The organism is Burkholderia sp. 9775_39, from assembly GCF_015712225.1.
Taxonomy (GTDB): domain Bacteria; phylum Pseudomonadota; class Gammaproteobacteria; order Burkholderiales; family Burkholderiaceae; genus Burkholderia; species Burkholderia cenocepacia.
This window is the reverse complement of record NZ_JACCQC010000008.1, coordinates 154,657-181,008: the sequence shown is the minus strand read 5'-3', so window position 1 is coordinate 181,008 and position 26,352 is coordinate 154,657. Positions and strand designations below refer to the sequence as shown.

30 protein-coding genes are annotated in these 26,352 nt (G+C 66.4%); 12 read left to right on the top strand and 18 right to left on the bottom strand.

The genetic code is table 11. The features are described from left to right. Positions 1–89 precede the first annotated feature (89 nt). Positions 90–416 carry a hypothetical protein gene (locus tag H0X90_RS13665; protein WP_006486864.1) on the top strand — a complete coding sequence of 109 codons (327 nt, stop codon included), beginning with the start codon at positions 90–92 and terminating at the stop codon, positions 414–416. Positions 417–706: 290 nt separating this feature from the next. Then, positions 707–1,207: a dihydrofolate reductase gene (locus H0X90_RS13660; protein ID WP_077190884.1), complete on the top strand. Its 501-nt coding sequence runs from the start codon at positions 707–709 to the stop codon at positions 1,205–1,207. 86 nt (positions 1,208–1,293) lie between these two features. Here the strand turns inward: H0X90_RS13660 and pmbA are convergent, their stop codons facing one another. Then, positions 1,294–2,664, bottom strand: coding sequence for a metalloprotease PmbA (gene pmbA / locus H0X90_RS13655; protein WP_006493546.1), 1,371 nt, complete (start codon positions 2,662–2,664; stop codon positions 1,294–1,296). Positions 2,665–2,791: 127 nt separating this feature from the next. Here pmbA and yjgA point away from each other — a divergent pair, with 127 nt between their 5' ends. After that, positions 2,792–3,394, top strand: a complete 603-nt coding sequence (gene yjgA / locus H0X90_RS13650; protein ID WP_272481865.1) for a ribosome biogenesis factor YjgA — start codon at positions 2,792–2,794, stop codon at positions 3,392–3,394. Beyond that, positions 3,378–3,986, top strand: a complete 609-nt coding sequence (gene mog, locus H0X90_RS13645; protein WP_077020014.1) for a molybdopterin adenylyltransferase — start codon at positions 3,378–3,380, stop codon at positions 3,984–3,986. Before yjgA ends, mog begins: the two co-directional genes overlap by 17 nt. A 34-nt stretch (positions 3,987–4,020) precedes the next feature. Here mog and orn read toward each other — a convergent pair whose 3' ends face one another. Beyond that, complete coding sequence (gene orn / locus H0X90_RS13640) at positions 4,021–4,641, bottom strand: oligoribonuclease (protein ID WP_006486828.1); 621 nt, start codon at positions 4,639–4,641, stop codon at positions 4,021–4,023. 125 nt (positions 4,642–4,766) lie between these two features. Here orn and H0X90_RS13635 point away from each other — a divergent pair, with 125 nt between their 5' ends. From H0X90_RS13635 to H0X90_RS13625, 3 genes are all read left to right on the top strand, one after another. Further along, positions 4,767–6,026 carry a M48 family metallopeptidase gene (locus H0X90_RS13635; RefSeq protein WP_058902101.1) on the top strand — a complete coding sequence of 420 codons (1,260 nt, stop codon included), beginning with the start codon at positions 4,767–4,769 and terminating at the stop codon, positions 6,024–6,026. Continuing rightward, complete coding sequence (gene rsgA / locus H0X90_RS13630; protein ID WP_006486937.1) at positions 6,023–6,964, top strand: ribosome small subunit-dependent GTPase A; 942 nt, start codon at positions 6,023–6,025, stop codon at positions 6,962–6,964. Before H0X90_RS13635 ends, rsgA begins: the two co-directional genes overlap by 4 nt. Before the next feature lie 64 nt (positions 6,965–7,028). Continuing rightward, positions 7,029–7,346 carry a hypothetical protein gene (locus H0X90_RS13625; RefSeq protein WP_011351362.1) on the top strand — a complete coding sequence of 106 codons (318 nt, stop codon included), beginning with the start codon at positions 7,029–7,031 and terminating at the stop codon, positions 7,344–7,346. Positions 7,347–7,423: 77 nt separating this feature from the next. Here the strand turns inward: H0X90_RS13625 and H0X90_RS13620 are convergent, their stop codons facing one another. From H0X90_RS13620 to rpsP, 6 genes are all read right to left on the bottom strand, one after another. Further along, entirely contained in the window at positions 7,424–8,362 is a 939-nt protein-coding gene (locus H0X90_RS13620; protein ID WP_006486900.1) for a CobD/CbiB family protein, read from the bottom strand. 120 nt (positions 8,363–8,482) lie between these two features. Next, on the bottom strand, positions 8,483–9,169 hold the full coding sequence (locus H0X90_RS13615) for a CoA pyrophosphatase (protein ID WP_006486824.1): 687 nt from the start codon (positions 9,167–9,169) through the stop codon (positions 8,483–8,485). A gap of 87 nt (positions 9,170–9,256) precedes the next feature. Beyond that, entirely contained in the window at positions 9,257–9,649 is a 393-nt protein-coding gene (gene rplS / locus H0X90_RS13610; RefSeq protein ID WP_006486838.1) for a 50S ribosomal protein L19, read from the bottom strand. 133 nt (positions 9,650–9,782) lie between these two features. After that, positions 9,783–10,577 carry a tRNA (guanosine(37)-N1)-methyltransferase TrmD gene (gene trmD, locus H0X90_RS13605; protein WP_006486979.1) on the bottom strand — a complete coding sequence of 265 codons (795 nt, stop codon included), beginning with the start codon at positions 10,575–10,577 and terminating at the stop codon, positions 9,783–9,785. Between the two features lies 1 nt (position 10,578). After that, on the bottom strand, positions 10,579–11,256 hold the full coding sequence (rimM, locus tag H0X90_RS13600) for a ribosome maturation factor RimM (protein ID WP_006496528.1): 678 nt from the start codon (positions 11,254–11,256) through the stop codon (positions 10,579–10,581). A gap of 42 nt (positions 11,257–11,298) precedes the next feature. Next, complete coding sequence (gene rpsP, locus H0X90_RS13595; protein ID WP_006476550.1) at positions 11,299–11,553, bottom strand: 30S ribosomal protein S16; 255 nt, start codon at positions 11,551–11,553, stop codon at positions 11,299–11,301. Between the two features lie 152 nt (positions 11,554–11,705). On the opposite strand from rpsP, the gene H0X90_RS13590 reads away from it, so the two are divergent. Beyond that, positions 11,706–12,845: a sorbosone dehydrogenase family protein gene (locus tag H0X90_RS13590; RefSeq protein WP_060213617.1), complete on the top strand. Its 1,140-nt coding sequence runs from the start codon at positions 11,706–11,708 to the stop codon at positions 12,843–12,845. Between the two features lie 111 nt (positions 12,846–12,956). Next, a complete protein-coding gene (locus H0X90_RS13585) occupies positions 12,957–13,424 on the top strand; it encodes an NINE protein (protein ID WP_006486876.1) in 468 nt (155 codons plus the stop codon). Between the two features lie 51 nt (positions 13,425–13,475). Here H0X90_RS13585 and H0X90_RS13580 read toward each other — a convergent pair whose 3' ends face one another. Together H0X90_RS13580 and H0X90_RS13575 are read right to left on the bottom strand one after the other, a co-directional pair. Continuing rightward, on the bottom strand, positions 13,476–14,654 hold the full coding sequence (locus tag H0X90_RS13580; RefSeq protein ID WP_077190886.1) for a PA0069 family radical SAM protein: 1,179 nt from the start codon (positions 14,652–14,654) through the stop codon (positions 13,476–13,478). Positions 14,655–14,744: 90 nt separating this feature from the next. Beyond that, the gene (locus H0X90_RS13575) at positions 14,745–15,233 is read right to left on the bottom strand and encodes an Lrp/AsnC ligand binding domain-containing protein (protein ID WP_012492860.1); all 489 of its coding nucleotides are present in this window, start codon (positions 15,231–15,233) and stop codon (positions 14,745–14,747) included. Between the two features lie 146 nt (positions 15,234–15,379). Here H0X90_RS13575 and H0X90_RS13570 point away from each other — a divergent pair, with 146 nt between their 5' ends. After that, entirely contained in the window at positions 15,380–16,666 is a 1,287-nt protein-coding gene (locus tag H0X90_RS13570; protein WP_077190888.1) for a D-amino acid dehydrogenase, read from the top strand. Positions 16,667–16,892: 226 nt separating this feature from the next. Here the strand turns inward: H0X90_RS13570 and H0X90_RS13565 are convergent, their stop codons facing one another. The 5 genes from H0X90_RS13565 to H0X90_RS13545 all read right to left on the bottom strand — a co-directional run bounded on the left by H0X90_RS13565 (position 16,893) and on the right by H0X90_RS13545 (position 21,323). Then, positions 16,893–17,828 carry an electron transfer flavoprotein subunit alpha/FixB family protein gene (locus H0X90_RS13565; RefSeq protein ID WP_006486854.1) on the bottom strand — a complete coding sequence of 312 codons (936 nt, stop codon included), beginning with the start codon at positions 17,826–17,828 and terminating at the stop codon, positions 16,893–16,895. Positions 17,829–17,844: 16 nt separating this feature from the next. Beyond that, complete coding sequence (locus H0X90_RS13560) at positions 17,845–18,594, bottom strand: electron transfer flavoprotein subunit beta/FixA family protein (RefSeq protein WP_006496532.1); 750 nt, start codon at positions 18,592–18,594, stop codon at positions 17,845–17,847. 228 nt (positions 18,595–18,822) lie between these two features. Next, on the bottom strand, positions 18,823–19,617 hold the full coding sequence (locus H0X90_RS13555; protein WP_077190889.1) for a MetQ/NlpA family ABC transporter substrate-binding protein: 795 nt from the start codon (positions 19,615–19,617) through the stop codon (positions 18,823–18,825). 28 nt (positions 19,618–19,645) lie between these two features. Then, complete coding sequence (locus tag H0X90_RS13550; RefSeq protein ID WP_006486982.1) at positions 19,646–20,299, bottom strand: methionine ABC transporter permease; 654 nt, start codon at positions 20,297–20,299, stop codon at positions 19,646–19,648. Continuing rightward, a complete protein-coding gene (locus tag H0X90_RS13545) occupies positions 20,289–21,323 on the bottom strand; it encodes a methionine ABC transporter ATP-binding protein (RefSeq protein WP_043205428.1) in 1,035 nt (344 codons plus the stop codon). The genes H0X90_RS13550 and H0X90_RS13545 overlap by 11 nt, the downstream gene beginning before the upstream one ends. Positions 21,324–21,539: 216 nt before the next feature. Here H0X90_RS13545 and H0X90_RS13540 point away from each other — a divergent pair, with 216 nt between their 5' ends. Beyond that, complete coding sequence (locus tag H0X90_RS13540; RefSeq protein ID WP_077190890.1) at positions 21,540–22,448, top strand: alpha/beta hydrolase; 909 nt, start codon at positions 21,540–21,542, stop codon at positions 22,446–22,448. Positions 22,449–22,476: 28 nt separating this feature from the next. Here H0X90_RS13540 and H0X90_RS13535 read toward each other — a convergent pair whose 3' ends face one another. Beyond that, a complete protein-coding gene (locus H0X90_RS13535) occupies positions 22,477–23,400 on the bottom strand; it encodes a histone deacetylase family protein (RefSeq protein WP_006486840.1) in 924 nt (307 codons plus the stop codon). 43 nt (positions 23,401–23,443) lie between these two features. Between H0X90_RS13535 and mltB the strand changes: the two genes are divergently transcribed. Further along, positions 23,444–24,787, top strand: coding sequence for a lytic murein transglycosylase B (mltB, locus tag H0X90_RS13530; RefSeq protein ID WP_077190891.1), 1,344 nt, complete (start codon positions 23,444–23,446; stop codon positions 24,785–24,787). Positions 24,788–24,864: 77 nt separating this feature from the next. Here the strand turns inward: mltB and cysM are convergent, their stop codons facing one another. Both cysM and H0X90_RS13520 read right to left on the bottom strand, forming a co-directional pair. Continuing rightward, positions 24,865–25,767 carry a cysteine synthase CysM gene (cysM, locus tag H0X90_RS13525; protein WP_012492863.1) on the bottom strand — a complete coding sequence of 301 codons (903 nt, stop codon included), beginning with the start codon at positions 25,765–25,767 and terminating at the stop codon, positions 24,865–24,867. Positions 25,768–25,976: 209 nt separating this feature from the next. Next, entirely contained in the window at positions 25,977–26,282 is a 306-nt protein-coding gene (locus H0X90_RS13520) for a helix-hairpin-helix domain-containing protein (RefSeq protein WP_060266629.1), read from the bottom strand. Between the last annotated feature and the right edge of the window lie 70 nt (positions 26,283–26,352).

Sequence of the window (26,352 nt, the reverse complement as noted above, 5' to 3'; positions counted from 1 at the left end):
ACGCTTGAGCAGGAATCGCAATGGCGGCAATGGTCCCGGTACCGTGGCATGTATTTCGCTGAATACGGGAACGACCGGAGACAGTCGCCATGCGAAAACATCTTTTACTTTCTTTCGTGCCGATGACGCTCGTGCTCTCGGCCGCCGGCCCGCCCGCGCCGGCATGCGCGGACGAAGGCATGCGGCCGGATCGCGCCATGCTGGTTGCCGAGCCTGTGCCGAGCATGCAGCTCGGCGACGGCTTCAGTATCGTGACCGTGTCGGCGCCGCAACCGCTGCCGGCCGCCCAGGCCTCCGTGACGCTGTGGGACGAGATCCCGCCGCCGCCCCAGTTGCCGATGCCGCTGCCGGCGCCGCAACCGTCGGACATGCGGCACGCGATGGGCGGTAACGCGCGAGGCAGTACGCATCCTTGATGCTTGCGTCGCTTCGATTCGATCAGGATTCCGTATTGAACTGACGATCCGGTCGAACGCGCTGCCCTCGATCGGAACCGGTATCGCCGATCTCGCGGCACAAAACGTTTTTTGTGCTCCGTCCCCCGGCGGGCACTCTTTTTATTCGGACGGTCGCCGCGACGCGGAGCATCACGCGTCGCGGCGCACGACACGGGAAACGCCGACGTCCCTACCGGCGTGCGGAATCCGGAGCGTGCCGCCGTTCCGGTAAAATCGGCCCATTCCGTTTTCCCTCTTCCCCGACCTTCATGACGACGTTGACCCTGATCGTCGCGCGTGCCCGCAACGGCATCATCGGCCGCGACAACCAGTTGCCCTGGAAACTTCCCGAGGATCTCGCGTTCTTCAAGCGCACGACGATGGGCGCGCCGATCGTGATGGGCCGCAAGACCCACGAGTCGATCGGGCGGCCGCTGCCGGGCCGCCGCAATATCGTCGTCACGCGCGACGCGATGCGCCGTTTCGAAGGCTGCGACACAGTCACGTCGCTGGCCGATGCGCTGGCGCTCGCCGCGCGCGACGGCGCACCCGAGGCATTCCTGATCGGCGGCGCGCAACTCTATGCGGAAGGTCTCACGCTCGCCGACAAGCTGGTCGTCACCGAGATCGATGCGGACTTCGACGGCGACGCATCGTTCCCGGCGCCCGACGCCGCGCACTGGCAGGAAATCTCGCGCGACGCACATCAGGCTGCCGCGCCGAACACGTTCGGCTATGCGTTCGTCGTCTACGCACGCAAGCGCGGCTGACGCCTGCTTCCGCACGATGAAAAAAGCCCGACCGGTTTGCGCCGGTCGGGCTTTTTCGTTTCCACGCGGCCGGTGCCGCGTGCGGCTTACTGCCCCGCGATCGTCATCTGCTCGATCAGCACCGAGCCGGTTTCCTTCGTCCCGCGCACGATCGAATCGGCACCGATCGCGACGATATGGCGGAACATCTCCTGCAGCGTGCTGGCGACGGTGATTTCCTCGACCGGATACTGGATCACGCCGTTCTCCACCCAGAAGCCCGCCGCGCCGCGCGAATAGTCGCCCGTCACGTAGTTCACGCCCTGCCCCATCAGTTCGGTCAGCAGCAGGCCCGTGCCGAGTTTCTTCAGCATCGCGTCGAAGTCGTCGCCCGCCTGCGTGTTCGAGCTGCGCAGCGCGAGGTTGTGCGAGCCGCCCGCGTTGCCGGTGGTTTGCGTGCCGAGCTTGCGTGCCGAATAGGTCGACAGGAAATAGCCTTCGACGACGCCGTCCTTCACGACGCTGCGCGCACGCGTGCGCACGCCTTCCTCGTCGAACGGTGCGCTGCCCATCGCGCGCGGCACGTGCGGATCCTCGACGACCTGGACGTGCGGCGCGAACACCGGCTTGCCGAGGCTGTCGACGAGGAACGACGTCTTGCGATACAGCGCGCCGCCGCTCACTGCCTGCACGAAGGCGCCGAGCAGGCCGGCCGCGAGCGGCGCCTCGAACAGCACGGGCACCTTGCGCGTGTCGAGACGGCGCGCGCCCATCCGCGCGAGCGCGCGTTCGGCCGCGTAACGGCCCACCGCTTCGGGCGCGGCGAGATCGATCGCGCTGCGCTTCGACGAATACCAGTCGTCGCGCTGCATGTGGCGGCCGCTGCCCGCGATCGGCGCGCACGCGATGTAGTGGCGCGAGTACGGATAGCCGGCGAGGAAGCCGCGCGACGTCGCGAGCACGAATTGCGAATGCTGCGCCGACACGCTCGCGCCTTCCGAATTGCGGATCTGCGGGCTGACCGCGAACGCGGCGTCTTCCGCGCGGCGGGCGAGCTCGACGGCTTCGTCGGCGCTCAGCGCCCACGGGTGGTACAGATCGAGGTCGCGCGGGTCGGTTTCGAGCAGCTCGGTTTCGGCGAGACCGGCCGCTTCGTCCTCGGCCGTGAAGCGCGCGATGTTGTACGCGGCAGCGACGGTGTCCTTGATCGCGGCCGGCGAGAAGTCCGACGTGCTCGCGTTGCCGCGCTTCTTGCCGATGAACACGGTCACGCCGACCATCTTGTCGCGGTTGTGCTCGATCGTTTCGACTTCGCCGCGGCGCACCGACACCGACAGGCCGTCGCCCTCGGAGATTTCGGTCGCGGCGTCCGTCGCGCCGAGCGCCTTCGCATGGCGAAGGATGTCCGATGCGATTTCCTTGAGCTGGTCCTGCGTGTGCGGGAAATAGCGCGCTTGTACGTCGAGATTGGCTGCCATCGTCTTGGTATCCGGTGGCGGGCGGGCGCCCGCATGGTCAAAATGTTGCGTATCCCGCGATCATAGCAAGGTCCGGGGCCGGACACAGACAAGCTTGGGGTGTCCGCGCCGCGATACAATGCGGCCCATGACACGCAAAACCCGAATCCAGCCGATCGAACATGCCGTCGAGGACGACGACAATGGCTACGATCGCCCCAGCAAATCCCAGTTGAAGCGCGAAATGCACGCGCTGCAGGAACTCGGCCAGGCGCTCGTCGACCTGCCGAAGGACGCGCTCAAGCGCATGCCGATGCCCGAAGATCTCGCGGACGCCGTGCGCGAGGCGCGCCGGATCACCGATCACGAGGGCAAGCGCCGCCAGCTCCAGTACGTCGGCCGCGTGATGCGCTCGCTGACCGACGACGAAACGGCCGCGCTGCGTACCGCGCTCGACGCGCAACGCGGCGTGAACAAGGCCGCGACAGCCCGCCTGCACTGGATCGAGCGCACGCGCGAGCAGCTGCTCGCGAGCGACGACGCACTGACCGAATTCCTGCGCCAGCACCCCGACGCCGACATCCAGGAAGGCCGCACGCTGATCCGCAACGCGCGCAAGGAAGCGCAGCAAGGCAAGCCGCCGCGCTATTTCCGCGAGCTGTTCCAGTGGATCAAGGCCGCGGGCGGCGCATCCGACAGCGACGACGAAGCGGCCGACGACGCCGGAGACGACCATGACGACGAAGCATAACCACCCGGACGAACTCGTGGTCGGCCTCGTGTCGATCAGCGACCGCGCGAGTACGGGCGTCTACGAAGACAAGGGCATTCCGGCGCTGCAGGAATGGCTCGCCGGCGCGCTGGTTTCGCCGTGGCGCGCCGAAACGCGCCTGATCCAGGACGATGCGCCGACGATCTCGGCCACGCTGACCGAGCTCGTCGACGTCGCCGGCTGCGACCTCGTGCTGACGACGGGCGGCACCGGCCCCGCGCGCCGCGACGTGACGCCGGAAGCCACGCTGGCCGTGGCGACGAAGGAAATGCCGGGATTCGGCGAGCAGATGCGGCAGATCAGCCTGAATTTCGTGCCGACCGCGATCCTGTCGCGGCAGGTCGCGGTGATCCGAGAAACGGCCGACCATGCGGCGCTGATCATCAACCTGCCCGGCCAGCCCAAGTCGATCCGGGAAACGCTGGAAGGGCTGCGCGACGCCGACGGCAAGCCGACCGTGCCCGGCATCTTCGCCGCGGTGCCCTACTGCATCGACCTGATCGGCGGCCCGTATGTCGAGACCGACGCCGCGGTGGTCGCGGCGTTCCGGCCGAAAAGCGCGCGGCGCTGAGCGTTTGCCGGGCGCTGCGCGCGTGCCGGCCCGCTCACGCGGCCGGCGCGGATTCCCCTGCCGACACCGACGCGGCCGGAATCAGGAAATGCTCGCGGTAATACTTCAGCTCGTCGATCGATTCGTGGATGTCCGCGAGCGCAGTGTGCATCGCCCGCTTCTGGAAACCCTTGTAGATGGCCGGCTGCCAGCGGCGGCACAGCTCCTTGAGCGTGCTGACGTCGAGGTTGCGGTAGTGGAAGAATCGCTCGAATTCCGGCATCCAGCGCGCCATGAAGCGGCGGTCCTGGCAAATCGAGTTGCCGCACATCGGCGACTTGCCGGGCGACACGTACTGCGCGAGGAACGCCTGCAGTTGCGCGGCGGCGTCCGCCTCGGTCACGGTCGATGCGCGCACGCGGTCGATCAGGCCCGAACGGCCGTGCGTCGACTTGTTCCAGTCGTCCATCTTCGCGAGCGTCTCGTCGCTCTGGTGGATCGCGAACACCGGGCCCTCGACGGCAATGTCGAGCGTGGAGTTGGTCACGACGACCGCGATCTCGATGATGCGGTCGTTATCCGGGTCGAGGCCCGTCATCTCCATGTCGAGCCAGACGAGGTTCAACTCGTTGCGCACGAGCGCGGGCTGGCTGGCGGAAGCGGCGGTATCGGTCATGATTCATCCTGGAAAATGGCGGACCGGGCGCGCCGATGCAGCGCCGCCCGGGCGGCCGGCATCGCATCAGCGGGGCCGGTCCGCAAGAACATATAATTCTCGCATAGAACCCTTTGGCGCCTTCGATGTCACCCTTTTCGTTCACCCTGCTGTTCGCGCTCGCCGTACTCGCGATGGTCGTCACCAAACTGTGGCTCGCATCGCGGCAGATCCGCTTCGTCGCCGCGCACCGTAACGGCGTACCCGCGCAGTTCAGCGCCACCATCCCGCTGACCGCCCACCAGCGCGCGGCCGACTACACGGTCGAGCGCACCCGGCTGACGATGCTCGAGATCGTCGTCAGCGCGGCCGTGCTGGTCGGCCTCACGCTGCTCGGCGGCGTCGGCGCGCTCGACACGCTGCTGACCGGCTGGCTCGGCCGCGGCTACGGGCAGCAGGTCGCGCTGGTCGCCGCGGTGCTCGTGATCACGGGCGTGATCGACGTGCCGTTCGAGTATTACCGCCAGTTCGGGATCGAGCAGCGCTTCGGCTTCAACCGGATGACGAAGCGGCTGTTCTTCACCGACATGCTGAAGAATTCGCTGCTCGGCGCCGCGCTCGGCCTGCCGCTGCTGTTCGTCGTGCTGTGGCTGATGAACCAGGCCGGCAGCCTGTGGTGGCTGTGGACCTGGATCGTGTGGGTCGCGTTCCAGATGCTCGTGCTGCTGATCTACCCGACCTTCATCGCGCCGCTCTTCAACAAGTTCGAGCCGCTGAAGGACGACGCGCTGCGCGCGCGCATCGAGTCGCTGATGAAGCGCTGCGGCTTCGCGGCCAAGGGGCTGTTCGTGATGGACGGCAGCCGCCGCTCCGCGCACGGCAACGCGTACTTCACGGGCTTCGGCGCATCGAAACGGATCGTGTTCTTCGACACGCTGCTCGCGCGCCTGTCCGGCCAGGAGATCGAGGCCGTACTCGCGCACGAACTCGGCCACTTCAAGCGCCGCCACGTGATGAAGCGCATGCTCGTGTCGTTCGTGCTGAGCCTCGTGCTGCTGGCGCTGCTCGGCTGGCTCGCGCAGCGCACGTGGTTCTATACGGGGCTCGGCGTCACGCCGTCGCTCGACACCAGCAACGCGGGCGCCGCGCTCGTCCTGTTCTTCCTCGCGATTCCCGTGTTCCTGTTCTTCGCGACGCCGTTCAGCAGCCTCACGTCGCGCAAGCACGAATTCGAGGCCGACGCGTTCGCGGCCAGCCAGACCGACGCGCAGGATCTCGTCAGCGCGCTCGTGAAACTCTACGAGGACAACGCGTCGACGCTGACGCCCGACCCCGTCTACACGGCCTTCTACTACTCGCATCCGCCGGCCTCGCAGCGGATCGACCGCCTGCTGCAGCACGCATGAGCCGGCCGACCTCCCGCAAGCCGGCCCCGCGCGCGTCGAGCGCGCAACGGGCCGAAGGCCGCGTGATTGCGGCGCACGGCCGCCACTACATCGTCGCCCCCGACGACGGCGGCCCGATGCTGCAATGCTTCCCGCGCGGCAAGAAGAGCGACATCGCGGTCGGCGACCGCGTCGCGTACGAACTCGCGTCGGCCGACCAGGGCGTGATCGTGGAAATCGGCGAACGGCGCAACCTGCTGTACCGCTCCGACCAGTTCAAATCGAAGCTGTTCGCCGCGAACCTCGACCAGTTGCTGATCGTGCTCGCGACCGAGCCCTATTTCAGCGAGGATCTGCTCGGCCGCGCGCTGATCGCCGCCGAAGCGAACGAGCTGAAGCCGCTCGTCGTGCTGAACAAGATCGACGTCGAGGCCGCGCTGCCGGTCGCGCGCGAACGCCTCGCCCCGTACCGCGCGCTCGGCTACGACGTGCTCGAGCTGTCGGTGAAAGGCGCGCCGGACGATGCGCGCGCGCAGCTGATGCCGCACCTCGCCGGGCATTCGACGATCCTGCTCGGCCAGTCCGGGATGGGCAAGTCGACGCTCGTGAACCTGCTCGTGCCCGACGCCGAAGCCGCAACCCGCGAGATTTCGGCCGCGCTCAACAGCGGTCGTCACACGACGACGTTCACGCGCCTGTACCCGCTGGAAGGCGGCGGTGCGCTGATCGATTCGCCGGGCTTCCAGGAATTCGGCCTCTACCACCTGACCGAAGGCCGCCTCGAGCGCGCGTTTCCGGAATTCCGGCCGCTGCTCGCGGACTGCCGTTTCTATAATTGTCATCATCTGCACGAGCCCGGCTGCGCGATCCTCGAAGCGGTCGCCGACGGCCGTATCGCGCCGTCGCGGCACGCGCTGTACGCGCAGCTCGTGCACGAGGCGAGCCAGATCGTCCGCTGACCGCGCGACGTGCACGACGGCCGGCCGGCGCCAGCCGGGCCGGCTTTCATCGACAGGAGCCGCGATGCGTTTCAAGGCACCCGACCTCGCGACCGCGCAGCATTGGGCCAACGTGCTCCAGGTAGCCGGCATCGGTTGCGAACTGCACAACTGCTACGCGACCGGCGCGCTCGGCGGCCTGCCGGCCGATGCGTGCACACCCGAGCTGTGGCTCGACGACGAACGTGACGACGCGCTCGCCCGCCGGCTCCTCGACGCCGCGTCGCACGGCCCGTCGGCGGGCGCGGCGCCCTGGCGCTGCCGGCAGTGCGGCGAAGCGCTCGAAGCGCAATTCACCGCGTGCTGGCAATGCGGCGCCGTGCGTGACCCGCTCGATGACTGAATGCACCGCGCTGACACACAGCGAAAAGGCCGGCATCGAGCCGGCCTTTTCATTTCATCGCGCGTCAGGCTGCCCCGTCACGACACCCAGACGGCAAGCGTCAGCATCAGCAGCAGGATCATCCACAGAATCACCGCGCGCCATACGAGGCCGACCGCCGACTGCAGCGTGCGCGGCGTGCAATCGTCACCAACCGTCAACGGGCCGCTGTCGCCGACTGCCAGCGCATCGAGGCTCGACGGTTCCGCGAGCGGCCCTGCGAGACGCGCGCCAAGCGCCCCGCTGCCGGCGGCCAGCAGTACGCCGTCGTTCGGGTCGGGCCACTGGCGCGTGTGATTGCGCCACGCGTAAATCGCATCCTCGAAATTGCCGACGATCGCGAAACCGAGCGCCGTCAGTCGGGACGGAATCCAGTCGATCACGAAGAACGCACGCTGCGCGAACGTCGAGAACGCGGCCGTACGGTCGTCGCCCGGCGTCGCCCAGCTGCGCGCGAGATATTCGGAAATCCGGTACAGCACGGCGCCGGCCGGGCCGATCGGCAGCACGTACCAGAAGAACACGCCGAACACGTGGCGATGCGACGCGACGACCGCATGGATCAGCGTATGGCGGACGATTTCACCCACCGGCATGTCGACCGTGTCGATGCCCGTCCATTCATGGAGGATTTCACGCGCGCGCGGCACGTCGTCGTTGTTGAGCGCGAGGTGGATGTCGGTGAAGTAGTGGCTGAACTGGCGGAAGCCGAGCGTGAAATACACGACGGCGACGTTCCACAGGAACGCGAGCACGAAGCTCACCTTGTACAGCAGGAAATAGATCAGCGCGACGATCAGCACCCACGGCAGCACGACCGCGAGCCATGCGAGGATCCCGTGCTTCTGCTTGCCGGCGTCGAGGCCATGCGCGACGGTTTCCGCATGAAACTGGAACAGCGCGAATACCGGATTGCTCGGCGACAACGCGCGGACCTGTTCGATGATGAGAGCGAGGAGAACCGAAAAGAAAGTCATGCGTGGCGCCGTCTTCGGAGTTATGTCATTTTTTGCATAACGATAGCACAGCGTCAGCCGCGCATGGCTGCCGGCGCGGTCGCCCGGCAGCCGGTCGCGCGCGCCAGTCGGCGCGCCCGCCTAGCCGGCGGCCAAGAAGCGATACAGATTGCGAAACATGCCGGCAGTTGCGCCCCAGATGAAGTAATGCCCGCCCGGTTCGCCATTCGGATAGGGCATGGCAAAAAAACGACGCTCGCCGCCTTCCCACCGGAACACGCGGACCTGATGGTTCGCGGGATTCATCACGAACGCGAGCGGCACTTCGAAAATCTCGGCGACTTCGAACGTATCGGCCTGCACGGTAAACGGCGGATGCACGAGGCCGACGACCGGCGTCACGCAGAAACCCGTGCCGGTCAGGTAGTCGGGCAGCGCGCCGAGAATCTCGACGCGTTCGGCGGCCAGCCCGATCTCTTCCTTCGCCTCGCGCAACGCCGTGGCGGTCGCATCGCGGTCGAACGGCTCGCGACGGCCGCCGGGAAAGCTGATCTGTCCGGCGTGGTCGTTCAGGTGATCGGCGCGCTGCGTCAGCAGCACGGTGAGGCCTGACTCGCGGACGACGAGCGGCACGAGGACGGCCGCGCTACGCGGATCGACGCCCTCCTGCAGCCTCGCCTCGCCGGGCTCGACGCTCCATTCGAGCGTGCGCGCGAAACGTTCGCGCAGGCCGGACGGCGTCATCAGCCGGGAGTCGATGACGGGCAGGCCGGCGCCGGTGCCTTCGACCGGCAAGACTTCGGGATCGATGATGGGGCGGCGATTCAATGGGGCTCTCGGGTTCGTGTCGTATCGAGCATATTGTCGCGCCAGAATGAAAAAAGCACCCGGTTGGGTGCTTTTTCCTTACAGCTCTTACTCTTGGGAAGCTGCTGCGGCGCGATCCTTCGACACCAGCTTTTCCTTGATACGAGCCGACTTGCCCGAACGCTCGCGCAGGTAGTACAGCTTCGCACGACGCACATCACCGCGACGCTTCACGACGATGCTTGCCAGCAGCGGCGAGTACGTCTGGAACGTACGCTCGACGCCTTCGCCCGACGAGATCTTGCGAACGATGAAGTTCGAGTTCAGACCACGATTGCGAATCGCGATCACGACGCCTTCGTAAGCCTGAACGCGCTTGCGGTTACCTTCAACCACGTTCACGTTCACGATCACCGTGTCGCCCGGGGCGAAATCGGGGATCGTCTTGCCGGCGAGCGCGCGCTCGATTTCTTCCTGCTCAAGTTTTGCGATCAGATTCATTACTGACTCCTTATGCCATCGTGTCGGCGTTGGCACCCGCCTGCTTCCAGGCCTGGCCCCGATAGAGGATGGATTCACATCAGGCACCGTACACGCATGTACGGCACCGCCAATTCCCGCTCGCGCAGCCGCCTCAGGAGGCGTCCTTCGCTTCGCGTGCGAGGTTCGCAAGCCACGCCTCGTCGGCCCGGCTCAACAACTTTTCGCGGCGCGCCCGGACGATCAGGTCCGGCCGCTTCCGCAACGTATTCCTCAATGCTTCCTGACGCCGCCACTTCTCGATCTCGGCATGATGCCCGCCGAGCAACACGTCCGGCACGCGCACGCCGTCGTATTCCTCGGGACGCGTGTAGTGCGGACAATCGAGCAGACCATCGGCGAAGCTGTCCTGCACGGCCGACAGCGAATCGTTCAGCACACCGGGCAGCAACCGCACGACTGCATCCATCATCGCCATCGCCGGCAGCTCGCCGCCCGACAGCACGAAATCGCCGAGGCTGATTTCCTCGTCGACGCAACGGTCGAGCAGGCGCTGATCGATCGCTTCGTAACGACCGCACAGCACGACGACGCCGGGTTCCTGCGCCATCCGCACCGCGCGATCATGCGTGAGCGGCGCGCCTTGCGGCGACATCATCACGACGCGCGTGCTCGCGATGCCCTGCTCCGCCTGTGCCGCTTTCGCGGCATCGATCGCGGCTTCGAGCGGCCTCGCCAGCATCACCATGCCCGGACCGCCGCCGTACGGACGATCGTCGACCGTGCGGTAGTTGTCCGTCGTGAAATCACGCGGGTTCCAGGTGCGCAGCCCGAAGCGCCCCTGCTTGACGGCCCGGCTGGTGATTCCCCAGTCGGTCAGTGCGCGGAACATCTCGGGAAAGAGCGTGATGACGTCGAACTGCACCGCGCTCTCGGTAACCTGGTTCATTTCAGTAATCGGCTTCCCAGTCGACGACGATGCGACGCGCCGCCTGATCCACCGTTTTGACGTAGACGCCGACGAACGGAATCAACCGCTCGTCGGTGGTCGGCCGACCGTCTTTGCCGGTCGCCGGATACTCGACACGCATGATCGAATGCACGCCGTTGTCGATCATCCCGCTCACCTTCCCGAGCGCCACCGATTGCTCGTTGACGACCTCGAGACCGATCAGGTCGACCCAATAGAATTCGTCCGCGGCCAGTGCCGGGAAATCTTCCCGGCGCACGAACACGCGAAAGCCGCGCATGGACAGCGCAGCATCGCGGTCGCTGACGCCCGCGGGTTGCGCAACGACAGTGTCGCTGTGCGTCTTCGACTGCATGATGCGGACGGAAAGCCGCTCCGCACCGCGTTCCAGCCACCAGCGACGCGCATTGAGCAGCGCGTCGCCACCGCGACCGGCATCGGCATGCGCCGCCACCTTGACCCAGCCTTTCAGGCCGTAGGCGTCGACCACCGCCCCGACCTCGACGGCATCGTCGGGCCAGGTTTGCGTCGCGTCGAGGCCGCCTGGTTCGGCAGCTTGACCGGCGTTCGCGACCATGTCGCGCTCGACCGGTTTGCGGACGAATGCGCCGAATGACGCACGCCCGCGCCTTGCATTACCGGAATCGTGACCCGCCATCAATGCACCTCATAGCCGGCACGACCGGCACACCGTGCCATGTTAGGCAGCCGGTTGCGCCTTTTGCGCTTCCTTCACGAGACGCTGGACGGTCGGCGACAGTTGCGCGCCAACGCCTTGCCAGTACGTCAGGCGATCCTGAGCGATACGCAGCGATTCGCCCTTCGTGGCGACCGGGTTGTAGAAGCCGACGCGCTCGATGAAGCGGCCGTCACGACGGTTGCGCGAATCGGTAGCAACGATGTTGTAGAACGGGCGCTTCTTCGAGCCGCCACGAGCCAGACGGATGATAACCATATGATGTCCTTCGGGAAAACCGGGTTCGAAACTACTGAAACACGCGATTATAGCCGGAAACCAGAGGTACAACAAACACTTACGCGTAAAAATCCGCGGACGGCCCGTCCGCCGGGCCTACAATCGTCGTGTCCAGGACGCTCCCGACCGTCATGTTGCCCCTTCGCGCCGCCCTCGTGCGCCGCGCACGGCGCCCATTCGCGGCGCTGCTTGCCGGCCTTGCCTGCTCCGTGTCCGCGCCGGCGTTTACCGCGCCGCTGCCGGTGAACGAACTCGTCGTGCCGCCCGGCTTCCACGTGGACGTGCTGACCGACGCCGTACCGGCCGCGCGCGAAATGGCGTGGTCGCCGCGCGGCATCCTGTATGTCGGCACACGAGACGGCCGCGTCCACGCGTTCGTCATGCACGAGGGCCGGATCAGCGCGCGCTACGTCGTCGCGTCCGGGCTCGACATGCCCGTCGGCGTCGCCTACCGCGACGGCGCTCTCTACATATCCGCCGTGTCGCGCATCGTGCGCATCGACCATATCGACGACCGGCTCGCCAGACCTCCCGCGCCTGTCGTGGTGACCGACGCGCTGCCGACCGACCACCATCACGGCTGGAAATTCATCGCATTCGGCCCCGACGGCAAGCTGTACGTGCCGACCGGCGCACCGTGCAACGCCTGCCTCGCCGATCGCAACCGCTACGCGATCATCGCGCGAATGAACGCCGACGGCAGCGGACGCGAAGTGGTCGCCCGCGGCATACGCAATACGGTCGGCTTTGCATGGCACCCCGATTCGGGCGAGCTGTGGTTCACCGACAACGGGCGCGACATGATGGGCGACGACGTACCCGACGACAAGCTGAACCGCGCGCCGCGCGCCGGCCTCGACTTCGGCTTTCCCTACTGCCACGGCGGCGATACGCCCGACCCCGAATTCGGCAGCGCCGACGTCTGTCGCCGTTACGTGCCGCCCGTCCTGAAACTCGGCGCGCACGTCGCGGCGCTCGGAATGCGCTTCTATACCGGGCCGATGTTTCCGGCGTCGTATCGCAATAATGTCTTCATTGCCGAACACGGCTCGTGGAACCGCAGCACGAAGGTCGGCTACCGCGTGATGCGCGTGGTCGTCTCGGCGGACGGCAGCCATGCACGCCAGACGCCGTTCGTTACCGGCTGGCTGCGACCCGACGGCACGGTATGGGGACGCCCGGCCGATGTACTGCCGCTGCCGGACGGCTCGCTGCTCGTCAGCGACGATTACGCAGGCGCGATCTATCGCGTGACCTATGCGGCACCTTGACGCAGGCGAGGGGTGACCGGGCCCGACCGGGCATCGTAGAATGCGTGCCGGGCCGCGCGCCCGCGCCGGCCTGCCGGCCCCGCCCATGCCAACGACAAGACGCCGCCATCCATGTCCAGCAGCACCGCATCGCCCCGCCGCTTCCGCTCCAAGACGCTCACAGCCGCCCTCGCGTTCCTGCTCGGATCGCTCGGCGCGCACCGCTTCTATCTGTACGGCTTTCGCGACGTGTACGGCTGGGCCCACCTGCTCGCGACGATCGTCGGCATCCCAGGCTTCCTCTTGCTCGCGGCTACCCAGCGCAGCGCCGGCCTCGGCTGGTGGCTCGCGGTCCCCGGCGCAATCTCGCTGCTGGCGGCGTTCCTCGCCGCACTCGTCTACGGGCTGCGTCCCGACGAAAAATGGGATGCGCAATTCAACGCGGACACCGGCAAGCACAGCAAGTCGGGCTGGACCGTGATCTTCGTCGTGATCTTCTCGCTGCTGATCGGCGCGTTCCTGTTGATGACCGCGCTCGCGCTGTCGTTCCAGACTTACTTCGAATCGCAGGTCGAAGCAGCCAAGCAGATTTCGCAGTAAGCACCACCGATACGGTCGATACGGCACACCGGCAACCGTATCGCTCGTCCATCAGAACAGGCTCAACTGCATGTCGTCGCGCGGCTTCGCGCCGGCTGAGCGAACCGCAACACGTGGCGCCGGCACCGCAGCGGCCGGCGCCCCGCTGAACCGCGACAGATCGAGAATGCCGTTCGTGCGCTCGTTCAACCCGAGCCGCTTGACCGCCTGACGGAAGCGCTGCCGCAACAGGTCGGCCCAGATCCCCTCGCCCTTCATCCGTTTCGAGAAATCCGAGTCGTAATCCTTGCCGCCGCGCATGTCGCGCACGCGGTTCATCACGCGCTCCGCACGATCGGGAAAATGCGCGGCAAGCCAGCTCTTGAACAGCGGCGCGACCTCCCACGGCAACCTCAGAATGATGTAGCTCGCATGCGTCGCACCGGCTTCCGCGCACGCCTCCAGCACGCGCTCCATGTCCGGCTCGGTCACGAACGGAATCACCGGTGCGATGCTCACGCCGACCGGCACGCCCGCCTCGCGCAGTGCGCGGATCGTGCGCAACCGCCGCGCCGGCGTGGCCGCGCGCGGCTCGAGCGTGCGCGCGAGTTCGGCATCGAGCGTCGTGATCGTGACCGCCGCCATCACCTGCCCGCGTTCGGCCATCGGCGCGAGCAGGTCGAGATCGCGCTCGATCAGCGACGATTTCGTGATCGCCGCGAACGGCAGCCCGCGATCGTGCATCACCTGGACCACGCTGCGCGTGATGCGCAGGTCGCGCTCGACCGGCTGGTATGCGTCGGTGTTGACGCCGAGCGCGATCGGCTCCGGCACGTAGCGCTTGCGGGAAATCTCGCGTTCGAGCAGTTCGGCCGCGTTCACCTTCGCGTAGATGCGGCTTTCGAAATCGAGCCCCGGCGACAGCCCGAGATAGCTGTGCGTCGGCCGCGCGAAACAGTAGATACAACCGTGCTCGCAACCGCGATACGGATTGAGCGACACGCTGAACGGAATATCGGGCGACTGGTTGCGCGTCAGGATGCTCTTCGCCCGCTCCTCGAATACCTGCGTGCGCAGCGGCGCGGGGAAATCGGCATCGTCGGACTCGTGCGTCCAGCCGTCGTCCACCGCTTCGCGCTGCGCGAGTTCATACCGCCCCTGCAGGTTGTCGACCGCACCGCGCCCCTTGCGGGGCACGGGCGGCGCTATCGGAAATTCGTTGTCGGACCGATCGTCCATGTGCCCACCCATTCGCCTGCGCCCAATACTGTACATTTATACAGTATTGGGCGCAGCATGCCAAGGGCGGGATAAAGGGCCCGACAACGGGCCGCCGGCACGTCATTCGCCGACGGCGATCGTCAGCGTTTCCTTGATTTCTTCCATCACGACGTAGCTCTTCGACTGCACGGCGCCGGGCAACTGCAGCAGGATGTCGCCGAGCAGCTTGCGGTAGTCGGCCATCTCGCCGATCCGCGCCTTGATCAGATAGTCGAAATCGCCGGAGACGAGATGGCATTCGAGCACCTCGTCGATCTTCATCACTTCCCGGCGGAATTGCTCGAACATGTTGCCGCCCTTGTGGCCGAGCGTGATCTCGACGAACACCAGCAGCGCGGCGCCCAGCTGGCCCGGGTCGACCCGCGCGTGATAACCGGTGATCACGCCGTCGCGCTCCATGCGCCGCACACGCTCGATACACGGCGTGACGGTCAGGCCGACCTGTTCCGCAAGGTCTTTCATCGCCATCCGGCCGTCGTCCTGGAGCAGTTTCAGGATGCGTCGGTCGAGCTTGTCGAGCGAGCGTACGGGCTGACGTTGCGTTCTCATTTGTTTATGCTGAAAACCGAAAAAATACGATAACAAAAACTGCACATTCGACAATACCATAGCTCAAAAAACTAGATCAGCTAGAGGTTACACGGAGCCGCAGGGTGCGCCCGGCCTCAACCTGGTCCCTTCCATCTGGAGCAGCTATGCGAGTCGTCATTCTGGGCAGCGGTGTGGTGGGCGTGGCAAGCGCGTATTACCTCGCGCGCGCCGGCCATGAAGTCACGGTGATCGACCGGGAAGCCGGCCCGGCGCTGGAGACGAGCTTCGCGAACGCAGGCCAGATCTCGCCCGGCTATGCCGCGCCGTGGGCCGCGCCCGGCGTGCCGCTGAAGGCGGTCAAGTGGATGTTCGAAAAGCACGCGCCGCTCGCGATCCGCCTCGACGGCACGCGCTTCCAGCTCCAGTGGATGTATCAGATGCTGCGCAACTGCACGGCCGAGCGCTATGCAGTCAACAAGGGCCGCATGGTCCGTCTCGCCGAATACAGCCGCGACTGCCTGCAGGCGCTGCGTGCCGATACCGGTATCCAGTACGAAGGCCGCACGGGCGGCACGCTGCAACTGTTCCGCACGCAGCAGCAGATCGACGGCGCGGCGAAGGACATCGCCGTGCTGCAGGAAGCGAACGTGCCGTTCGAACTGCTGTCGCCGGCCGAACTGAAAAAGGCCGAACCGGCGCTCGCCGCCGTCTCGCACAAGCTGACGGGCGGCCTGCGCCTGCCGGGCGACGAAACGGGCGATTGCCAGCTGTTCACGACGCGCCTCGCCGCGCTCGCCGAATCGCTTGGCGTCAAGTTCCGCTACAACACGCCGATCGATGCGCTCGCGATCGCGGGCGGCAAGATCGCCGGCGTGCAGTGCGGCAGCGAGACGGTACGCGCGGACGCGTACGTCGTCGCGCTCGGCTCGTACTCGACGAACTTCATCTCGAACCTGATGAAGATTCCGGTCTATCCGCTCAAGGGTTATTCGATCACCGCGCCGATCGTCAACGAAGCCGCCGCGCCCGTGTCGACCGTGCTCGACGAGACCTACAAGATCGCGATCACGCGCTTCGACCAGCGCATCCGCGTCGGCGGCATGGCGGAAATCGTCGGCTTCGACAAGAAGCTGCGCGCGGCACGCCGCGAAACGCTGGAGATGTGCGTGAACGACCTGTTCCCGGGCGGCGGCGACACGTCGAAGGCGACGTTCTGGACGGGCCTGCGCCCGATGACGCCGGACGGCACGCCGATCGTCGGCCGCACGCCGGTGTCGAACCTGTTCCTGAACACCGGCCACGGCACGCTCGGCTGGACGATGTCGTGCGGCTCGGGCCAACTGCTCGCGGACCTGATCTCGGGCAAGATGCCCGCGATCCAGGCCGACGACCTGTCGGTGCATCGTTACCTGAAGGACGTGCCCGGCCAGACGCGCCCGGCATACGCGTAAGTCGGAACGGCCCGCGGCGATGCGGGCCCGTTGCATCAGCGAGAAAGGCGCCCGAGGGCGCCTTTCTCTTTTGGGCGACTGCGAGCGTGCGAGCGCCGCTCGGCACGAGACGATCGCGGATCGTCCAGGCGCACGCCGCTCGCGCCTCTTCCGCGATGACACAACAAAAAGGGGCGCTCGTCGCGCCCCTCTTCTCGTGTGCTTACCGCTGAAGCATCACACCGCGTCAGCCGAGCTCGGTCACGAGTTCCGGCACGAGCGCGAACAGATCGCCGACGAGGCCGTAATCGGCCACGCTGAAGATCGGTGCTTCGGGATCCTTGTTGATCGCGACGATCACCTTCGAATCCTTCATGCCGGCCAGGTGCTGGATCGCACCCGAAATGCCGACCGCGATGTACAGCTGCGGCGCGACGATCTTGCCGGTCTGGCCGACCTGGTAGTCGTTCGGCACGTAGCCGGCGTCGACTGCCGCGCGCGATGCGCCGAGCGCTGCCGACAGCTTGTCGGCCAGCGGCTCCAGCACCTTCGTGTAGTTCTCGCCGCTGCCCAGGCCGCGGCCGCCCGACACGATGATGCTCGCCGACGTCAGTTCCGGACGGTCCAGCTTCGTCACTTCGCGGCTCACGAACTGCGACTTGCCGGCGTCGGCCGCCGCTTCGATCTTGTCGACCGCCGCGCTGCCGCCTTCCGCCGCCACCGGATCGAAGCCCGTTGCACGCACCGTGATGACCTTGATCGGGTCGCTCGACTGCACCGTCGCGATCGCGTTACCCGCGTAGATCGGGCGCTCGAACGTGTCGGCCGAATCGACTGCCGTGATGTCCGAGATCTGCGCGACGTCCAGCTTCGCCGCGATACGCGGCGCGATGTTCTTGCCGTAGGCCGTCGCCGGCGCGAGGATGTGCGAGTAGTCCTTCGCGATGTTCAGCGCGGTCGCCTCGACGTTTTCCGCCAGGCCTTCGGCCAGTTGCGGCGCGTCGGCCAGCAGCACCTTCGACACGCCTGCGATCTTCGCTGCAGCGTCTGCCGCCGCTTGCGCGTTGTGGCCCGCGACCAGCACGTGGATGTCGCCACCGATCTTCGCTGCCGCCGCCACCGTGTTCAGCGTCGCGGCCTTGATCGACGCGTTGTCGTGTTCTGCAATCACCAGAATCGTCATTTCTTTCCGCTCCCTCTTACAGCACCTTGGCTTCGGTCTTCAGCTTCTCGACCAGCGTCTTCACGTCCGGCACCTTCACGCCGGCTGCGCGCTTCGGCGGCTCGACCACCTTCAGCGTCTTCAGACGCGGCGCGACGTCCACACCGAGGTCTTCCGGCTTCACGGTTTCCAGCGGCTTCTTCTTCGCCTTCATGATGTTCGGCAGCGTCACGTAGCGCGGCTCGTTCAGGCGCAGGTCGGTCGTGACGACCGCCGGGAGCGTCAGCGACAGCGTTTCCGCGCCGCCGTCGACTTCGCGCGCCACCGTCGCCTTGCCGTCGGCCACCGTCACCTTCGACGCGAACGTCGCTTGCGGCAGGCCTGCCAGCGCGGCCAGCATCTGGCCCGTCTGGTTCGAATCGTCGTCGATCGCCTGCTTGCCGAGGATCACGAGTTGCGGCTGTTCCTTGTCGACCAGCGCCTTCAGGATCTTCGCGACGGCCAGCGGCTCGACGCTGTCGTTCGACTCGACGAGGATCGCGCGATCCGCGCCGATCGCCAGCGCCGTGCGCAGCGTTTCCTGCGCTTGCGTGACGCCCACCGACACCGCGATCACTTCGGTCGCGACACCCGCTTCCTTCAGGCGCACGGCTTCTTCAACGGCGATTTCGTCGAACGGGTTCATCGACATCTTCACGTTCGCGATGTCGACGCCCGTGTTGTCCGACTTCACGCGGACCTTCACGTTGTAATCGACCACTCTTTTCACTGGCACCAGGATTTTCATGCACACGCTCCAAAGTTACGAATACGACCAGAGGCCATTTTATAGCGAGGCCTCATGACTGCGCGGCCAGGCGGACCCAACCATGATGGTTGTCGAGGATACCGCTTCTTGGCGACGCGCCAATGATAGCGAACGGTCGTTCTATTTTAAAAGAGAAAAAACCCGGACGCAAAGCCCGGGTTTTCGATCATCGACTCTAATCCCGCCGGGCATCCCGTGCTTCGCCCGTTACCAGGCGGCGATGACCGCGCCGCCGAACTTGCCTTCGATGAACTGCTTCACGTCGGCCGAGTGATACGCCGCAATCAGCTTCGCGACCCACGGCTTGTTCCGGTCCGTCTCGCGAATCGCGAGGATGTTCGCGTACGGGCCGTTCGGGCCCTCGATCGCGATCGCGTCCTGTTTCGGCTTCAACCCCGCTTCCATCGCGTAGTTGGTGTTGATCGCGGCCGCGTCGACGTCGCCGAGCGAGCGCGGGATCTGCGCCGCGTCGAGCTCGACGATCTTCAGCTTGCGCGGATTGTCGACGATATCGAGCGGCGTCGCCTTCAGCCCCGCATCCGCGCGCAGCTTCAGCAGCCCCTGCTTCTGCAGCAGCAGCAGCGCGCGACCGCCGTTGGTCGGATCGTTCGGAACGGCGATGCGCGCGCCCGGCTTCAGCTCGGCCAGCGACTTCACGCGCTTCGAATAGATGCCCATCGGGAACGTGACGGTATCCGCGACCTTGATCAGCTTGTAGCCGCGATCCTTCACCTGCGCCTGCAGATACGGATCGTGCTGGTAGCTGTTCGCGTCGAGATCGCCCGACGCGAGCGCGGCGTTCGGCTGCACGTAGTCGGAGAATTCGACGATGCGGATCTCCAGGCCGCCCTTCGCCGCGACCTGCTTCACCACTTCCATGATCTGCGCGTGCGGGCCGCCCGTCACGCCCACCTTGATGGTTTCGGCCCGGGCGTGCGCGCCCGCGAACAGTGCGGCCGCGCCCAGCGCCGCGGCAAATTTCAGCATGAAGCGTCGTTGCATCGTGTCTCCCCTATCGGATCGGTCTGTCTTATTTGTGGCTCAGCCGGCGCACCAGCCAGTCGCCGAACGATTGCACGATCTGCACGAACACGATCAGGATCGCGACGACCGTCCACATCACTTCCGGCAAATAGCGCTGGTAACCGTAGCGGATGCCGAGATCGCCGAGGCCGCCGCCGCCGATCGCACCCGCCATCGCCGAATAGCCGACCAGCGACACGAACGTGATCGTCAGGCCCGCGACGACGCCCGGCAGCGATTCGGGCAACAGCACCTTGAATACGATCTGCGACGTGGTCGCGCCCATCGATTGCGCGGCCTCGATCAGCCCGCGGTCGACTTCACGCAGCGCCGTTTCGACGAGACGCGCGATGAACGGCGCGGCCGCGAGCGTCAGCGGCACGACCGCCGCGGCCGTGCCGATCGACGAACCGGTGACGAGCCGCGTGAACGGAATCACCGCGACCAGCAGGATGATGAACGGCGTCGAGCGGACGGCGTTCACGATGCCGCCGAGCACGCGATTCACCGCGAGGTTCTGCAGCACGCCCTGGCGATCGGTCAGGTAGAGCAGCACGCCGAGCGGCAGGCCGACGAGCGCGCCGACCGCTCCGGAGATGCCGACCATGATCAGCGTCTCCCAGAACGACTGCACGAACATATCGAACATCTCACTCAACATACGAAAGCTCCTCTACCACCACGCCTTGCTCGCGCAGGAACGCGAGCGCCTGCCCGACCTTGCCCGGCTCGCCGCCCGCGAGCACCGCGAGCGAACCGAATGCCTGCCCCTGGATCTCGTCGATCTGGCCATGCAGGATGTTGAAATCGAGTTCGTACCGGCGGATCGTCTCCGACAGGATCGGCTGGTCGACCCCCGAGCCCGTGAAGGCGAGCCGCAGCAGATGGCCGCTGCCCGTCTTCAGCCGCTCGGCCACGCGCGCCTTCAGCGCGGGCGGTAGCTCCTGCGCGATCACGTCGCCGATCAGCGCGCGCGTCACTTCGTGATGCGGCTGCAGGAACACGTCGATCACGCGACCTTCCTCGACCACGCGTCCCGCATCGAGCACCGCGACGCGATCGCAGACCTGCTTGATCACTTCCATCTGGTGCGTGATCAGCACGATCGTCAGGCCGAGCTCGCGGTTGATGCGCTTCAGCAGGTCGAGGATCGAACGCGTGGTTTCGGGATCAAGCGCGGACGTCGCTTCATCCGACAGCAGTACCTTCGGCTGGCTCGCCAGCGCGCGGGCGATGCCGACGCGCTGCTTCTGGCCGCCGCTGATCTGCGACGGATAGCGGTCCTTCTGCGCGGACAGCCCGACCAGATCGAGCAGCGGCAGCACGGCGGCTTCGATGTCGGCACGGCTCGCACCGGCCAGTTCGAGCGGCAGCGCGACGTTGTCGAACACCGTGCGCGACGACAGCAGGTTGAAGTGCTGGAAGATCATGCCGATCTCGCGGCGTGCCTCGCGCAGCGCACCGGCCGACAGCAGCATCAGGTCGCGCCCGCCGACGACGACATTGCCTTCGGTCGGCCGCGTGAGCAGGTTGATGGTGCGCACGAGCGTGCTCTTGCCGGCGCCGCTTCGGCCGATGATGCCGAACACCTCGCCTTGCGGGATCGTCAGGTTGACGTTGCGCAGCGCATCGACCCAGCCGCCCGGGCCGGGGAAACGCTGCGAGAGATTGCGTAATTCGATCATGTAAACAAAACGGCGGCCGGCCGGCGAGTTGGCCCGCCAGTCGGCCGCCGATGCATCTGGAATAACCGGTGATTTTACCGCAAACCCCTCATTCCCCTTAATAATCGATTTCGATCTTTTCATAACCGGACGAAATTAGAGGGGCGCCGCTGGGCCCGCGCGGGAAGGCCGCGTCTATGATCCGGAACACCGACCAACGAACAGGGGACACGCCAGATGAGTATCACCACCACGCCGGCCGCCGCACCCGCCGCCACCGGATCGGCACCCGCGCCGCGCATGGGCCGGCTGCGTACCGCGGACGGGCTCGAATTGGCGTCGTACCGCTGGCCGGCCGGCGACGGCACCGCGCCGCCGCGCGCGACGATCGCGCTGGTGCATGGCCTCGCCGAACACGCGGGCCGCTATGCCGCGCTCGCCGGCCGGCTGAATGCAGCCGGCATCGACGTGCTGGCGATCGATCTGCGCGGGCATGGCCAATCGCCCGGCAAACGCGTGTGGGTCGAGCGCTTCGACGGCTACCTGAACGATGCGGATGCGCTGGTCGCCGAAGCCGCGCGTGGCGACGCGCCGCTGTTCCTGATGGGACACAGCATGGGTGGCGCGGTCGCGGCGCTCTATGCGATCGAACGCGCACCGACCCGTGGCCATGGGCTGACAGGCCTCGTGCTGTCGAGTCCGGCGCTCGCGCCGGGGCGCGACGTGCCGCGCTGGATGCTTGCGGTCAGCCGCGTCATCAGCCGGGTGTGGCCCACGTTCCCCGCGATCAGGATCGATGCGGCGCTGCTGTCGCGCGATCCGGCCGTCGTCGCCGCCAATCGCGCCGATCCGCTCGTGCATCACGGCGCGGTGCCCGCCCGCACCGGCGCGGAGATTCTCGACGCGATGGCGCGCATCGAGAATGGCCGCGGCGCGCTGCGGGTACCGGTGCTCGTCTATCACGGCACCGAGGACAAGCTGACCGAACCCGACGGCAGTCGCGCGTTCGGCGCGCGCGTCGGCTCGCCCGACCGTACGCTGACGCTGTACGAAGGCGGTTTCCACGAAACGATGAACGATCTCGAACGCGATCGCGTGATCGACGCGCTGATCGCGTGGATTCATGCGCGCGTGCCGGCGCACTGAACACGCCGGCCCGCCGGTCAAGCGGAAATCAGATCCCGGCCAGCACGCGCAGGTGCGCGACCACGCTGCGCCCGAGCGCGGACAGGTTGTAGCCGCCTTCGAGGCAACTGACGATGCGGCCCTGCGCATGCCGGCGCGCCACGTCGACGATCTGCGCGGTCAGCCATTCGAAGTCGGCTTCGACGAGGCCGAGATTGCCGATGTCGTCCTCGCGATGCGCATCGAAGCCGGCCGACACGAACAGCATCTGCGGCTTGAACGCGTCGAGACGCGGCAGCCAGAACATGTCGACCGCTTCGCGGATCGCCATCCCGTTGCTGCGGGCGGGCATCGGCAGGTTGACCATGTTCGGCGCCTGATGATCGACGCCCGAGAACGGATACAGCGGATGCTGGAAGAAGCTGCACATCAGCACGCGCTCGTCGTTCGCGAACGCCGCCTCGGTGCCGTTGCCGTGATGCACGTCGAAATCGATGATCGCGACACGCTCGATGCCGTGTACGTCGAGCGCATGCCGCGCGGCGATCGCGACGTTGTTGAAGAAGCAGAAGCCCATCGCGCGCGCCGGCTCCGCATGGTGACCGGGCGGACGGACGCCGCAGAACGCATTCGCATAGCGGCCTTCGATCACCGCGTCGGTCGCCGCGATCGCCGCGCCGGCCGCGCGCAGTGCCGCGCGCCACGTGTCGCGATTCATCAGCGTATCGGGATCGATCTCGACGTAACCGTCGACCGGCGTCATGCTGCGGATGTAGTCGATGTGCGCCTGCGTATGCACGCGGCCCAGCGCGACCTCGCTCGCGAATGGCGCGGTTTCGTGCACGATCAGGTCGTCGATGCGGCTCGCAATCAGTTGATCCTGGATCGCCGACAGGCGGGCCGGACATTCCGGATGCCATTCCCCCATCTCGTGCAGCATGCAGTCGGGGTGCGTGTAGAAAGCGGTTGCCATAAGCTGTCATCCGCGGCGCACGATGCGCCGCAGGTCTCCCTCAATGATGTCCATCGTCTGCCGCGAATTCGCCGCTAACTTACCACAACGGGGGCCAGCTTCGTCCCGGCGCGCCGGATGCGTCGGGTATACTGCGCCGAACACCATCGCCCTGTCCGCCCGCTTCGACATGAATTCCAGCAAGCCTGCCGCCCTTCTCTCCGCGCTGTTCCGTGTTCGCGCTCCGCTCGTCGTCGCTGCCATCGCCGCGGCCCTCGGCACCGCGCCTGCCATGGCGCAGACGCAGCCTGCGAAGTCCGCCGGCACGCTCGTCGCCCAGGCCCAGCCGCAGCAGCCGACACCGCAAGGTCAGACCTTCGAAGAGGAAATCGTTCCACAGCGTTACGCGAGCAACGCGAAGGTCGACGCGTTCATCGACGAGATGGTGAGTCGCAACGGCTTCGATTCGGCGAGCCTGCATGCGCTGTTCTCGCGCGTCAGCTACTCGGCGACGGCCGTCAAGCTCGTGAGGCCGGCCCCGTCGCCGACGGTCAAGAACTGGCGCGTGTATCGCTCGCGCTTCATCGAGCCGATCCGCATCAACGCGGGCGTGAAGTTCTGGAAGGCGAACCAGGCGACGCTGCAGCGCGCATCCGAGCAGTTCGGCGTGCCGCCCGAGGTGATCGTCGGCATCATCGGCGTCGAGACCATCTACGGCCGCTACATGGGCAATTTCCGCGTGCTCGACGCGCTGACGACGCTCACGTTCGACTACCCGGACACGCCGAATCGCGACAGCCGCCAGGCAACCTTCCGCAAGAACCTCGAAGACTTCCTGGTCTGGACCCGCGACAACCAGCTCGACCCGACCACCGTGCTCGGCTCGTACACCGGCGCGATCGGGATTCCGCAGTTCCTGCCGAGCAGCATCCGCGAATATGCGGTCGACTTCGACGGCACGGGCCATGTCGATCTGCGCAGCAGTCCTGTCGATGCGATCGGCAGTGTCGCGAACTACCTGAAGCAGCACGGCTGGGAAACCGACCGCCCGGTGGTCTGGCAGATCACGCCCGACATGGGCAGCCTGGGCATCGCACAGGCCGCCGCCGACGGCCAGCCCGAACCGCACTGGGCGCTGTCGCAACTGCTGCGCGCGGGCATGACGCTGAACGAGCCGACGGTCAACATCACGACCGAAGCCGGCACGCCGGTGACCGTGGTCGACCTGCCGACGCCGGGGCGCGCGACCGAATACATGCTCGGCCTGAAGAACTTCTATGTGCTGACGCGCTACAACCGCAGCTTCTTCTACGCGCTCACCGTGTACCAGCTCGGCGAGGCCGTGAAAGCGCAGATGGAAGCGAGCGGCGCGCTGCAGCCCGCCGCTGGCGAGGCCCAGTCGCAATAAGCGCCGGCCAGCCAAAGAAAAAGCGCCGCACGAGCGGCGCTTTTTTTATCGCGGCGCGAAGCGCGCCTCTCTCTCGCTCAAGCCGGAAACACGCCCGTGGACAGGTAACGGTCGCCGCGATCGCAGACGATGAACACGATCGTCGCATTCTCGACCTGACGCGCGATGCGCATCGCGACTTCGCATGCGCCGCCCGATGAAATCCCCGCGAAGATGCCTTCGACCGCCGCGAGCCGGCGCGCCATCGTTTCCGCCGCGGCCTGGCTCACGTTTTCGACGCGATCGACGCGGCTGCGATCGAAGATGGTCGGCATGTAGGCTTCCGGCCACTTGCGAATGCCCGGAATACGCGAGCCGTCTTCCGGCTGCGCACCGACGATCTCGATCGCCGCATTCTGCTCCTTCAGGTAGCGCGACGTGCCCATGATCGTGCCCGTCGTGCCCATGGCGGACACGAAGTGCGTGACGCGTCCTTCGGTATCGCGCCAGATCTCCGGCCCCGTTGCTTCGTAGTGCGCGATCGGATTGTCGGGGTTGCCGAACTGGTCGAGGATCACGCCCTTGCCTTCGCGCTGCATCTGCTCCGCGAGGTCGCGCGCCAGTTCCATCCCGCCCTTCACCGGCGTCAGGATGATTTCAGCACCATAAGCCGCCATGCTCTGGCGGCGCTCGACCGACAGATCCTCCGGCATGATCAGCACCATCTTGTAGCCGCGGATTGCTGCGGCCATCGCGAGCGCGATGCCCGTGTTGCCGCTCGTCGCCTCGATCAGCGTATCGCCCGGCTTGATGCGCCCGCGCGCCTCGGCCTTGCTAATCATCGACAGCGCCGGGCGATCCTTCACGGAACCGGCCGGATTGTTGCCCTCGAGCTTCGCGAGCACCACGTTGTTGCGAGCGCGAATCTCGTCGTCCGGCAGGCGGACCAGTTGCACGAGCGGCGTATTGCCGATCGTGTCTTCGATAGTTTTGTAAGCCATGGGTATACCGTGAGTACGAGGCCGATCAATCGATCGATTGTAAACCAGCACCGGCACGCGCGCCGGCAACCCCATTGCGCCGATGGAATACGCGTGCCGCGGTTCGTGATCGCCCCGCACGCCGCCCCACGCAAAAAACCCGCGGCATGCCGCGGGAAGCCGTCGCAACGACGGCGACTGAAGGAGCGCTTTGTCGGTTGCGTGACGCGTTATTTCTGCGCGGTGCGGGCCGGTGCGACAGCAGGCTTCGCTGCCGCCGCACCGATCGTCAAGCCTTCCTGCTGAAGCCGCTCGACGGTGTGCCCGCCCATGCCTTTCACACGCTTGGCGAGATCGTCCGCATTCCTGAACGGACCGCGTGCGCCGCGCTCGTCGAGAATCGCCTTCGCGCGTGCGGGGCCGATGCCCTTGATGCCGACGAGCGCATCCTCGTTCGCGGTGTTGACGTCGACGGCCGCCCAGGCCGACGCTACTGCGCCGAGCATGACCGCTGCGGCAAACCATTTCCTGAACATGTGCTGGATCTCCGAAGAAAACGGCCGGCGGCTGCCGACCGTGAGACCCAGTCTATCGATGCAACGCGCC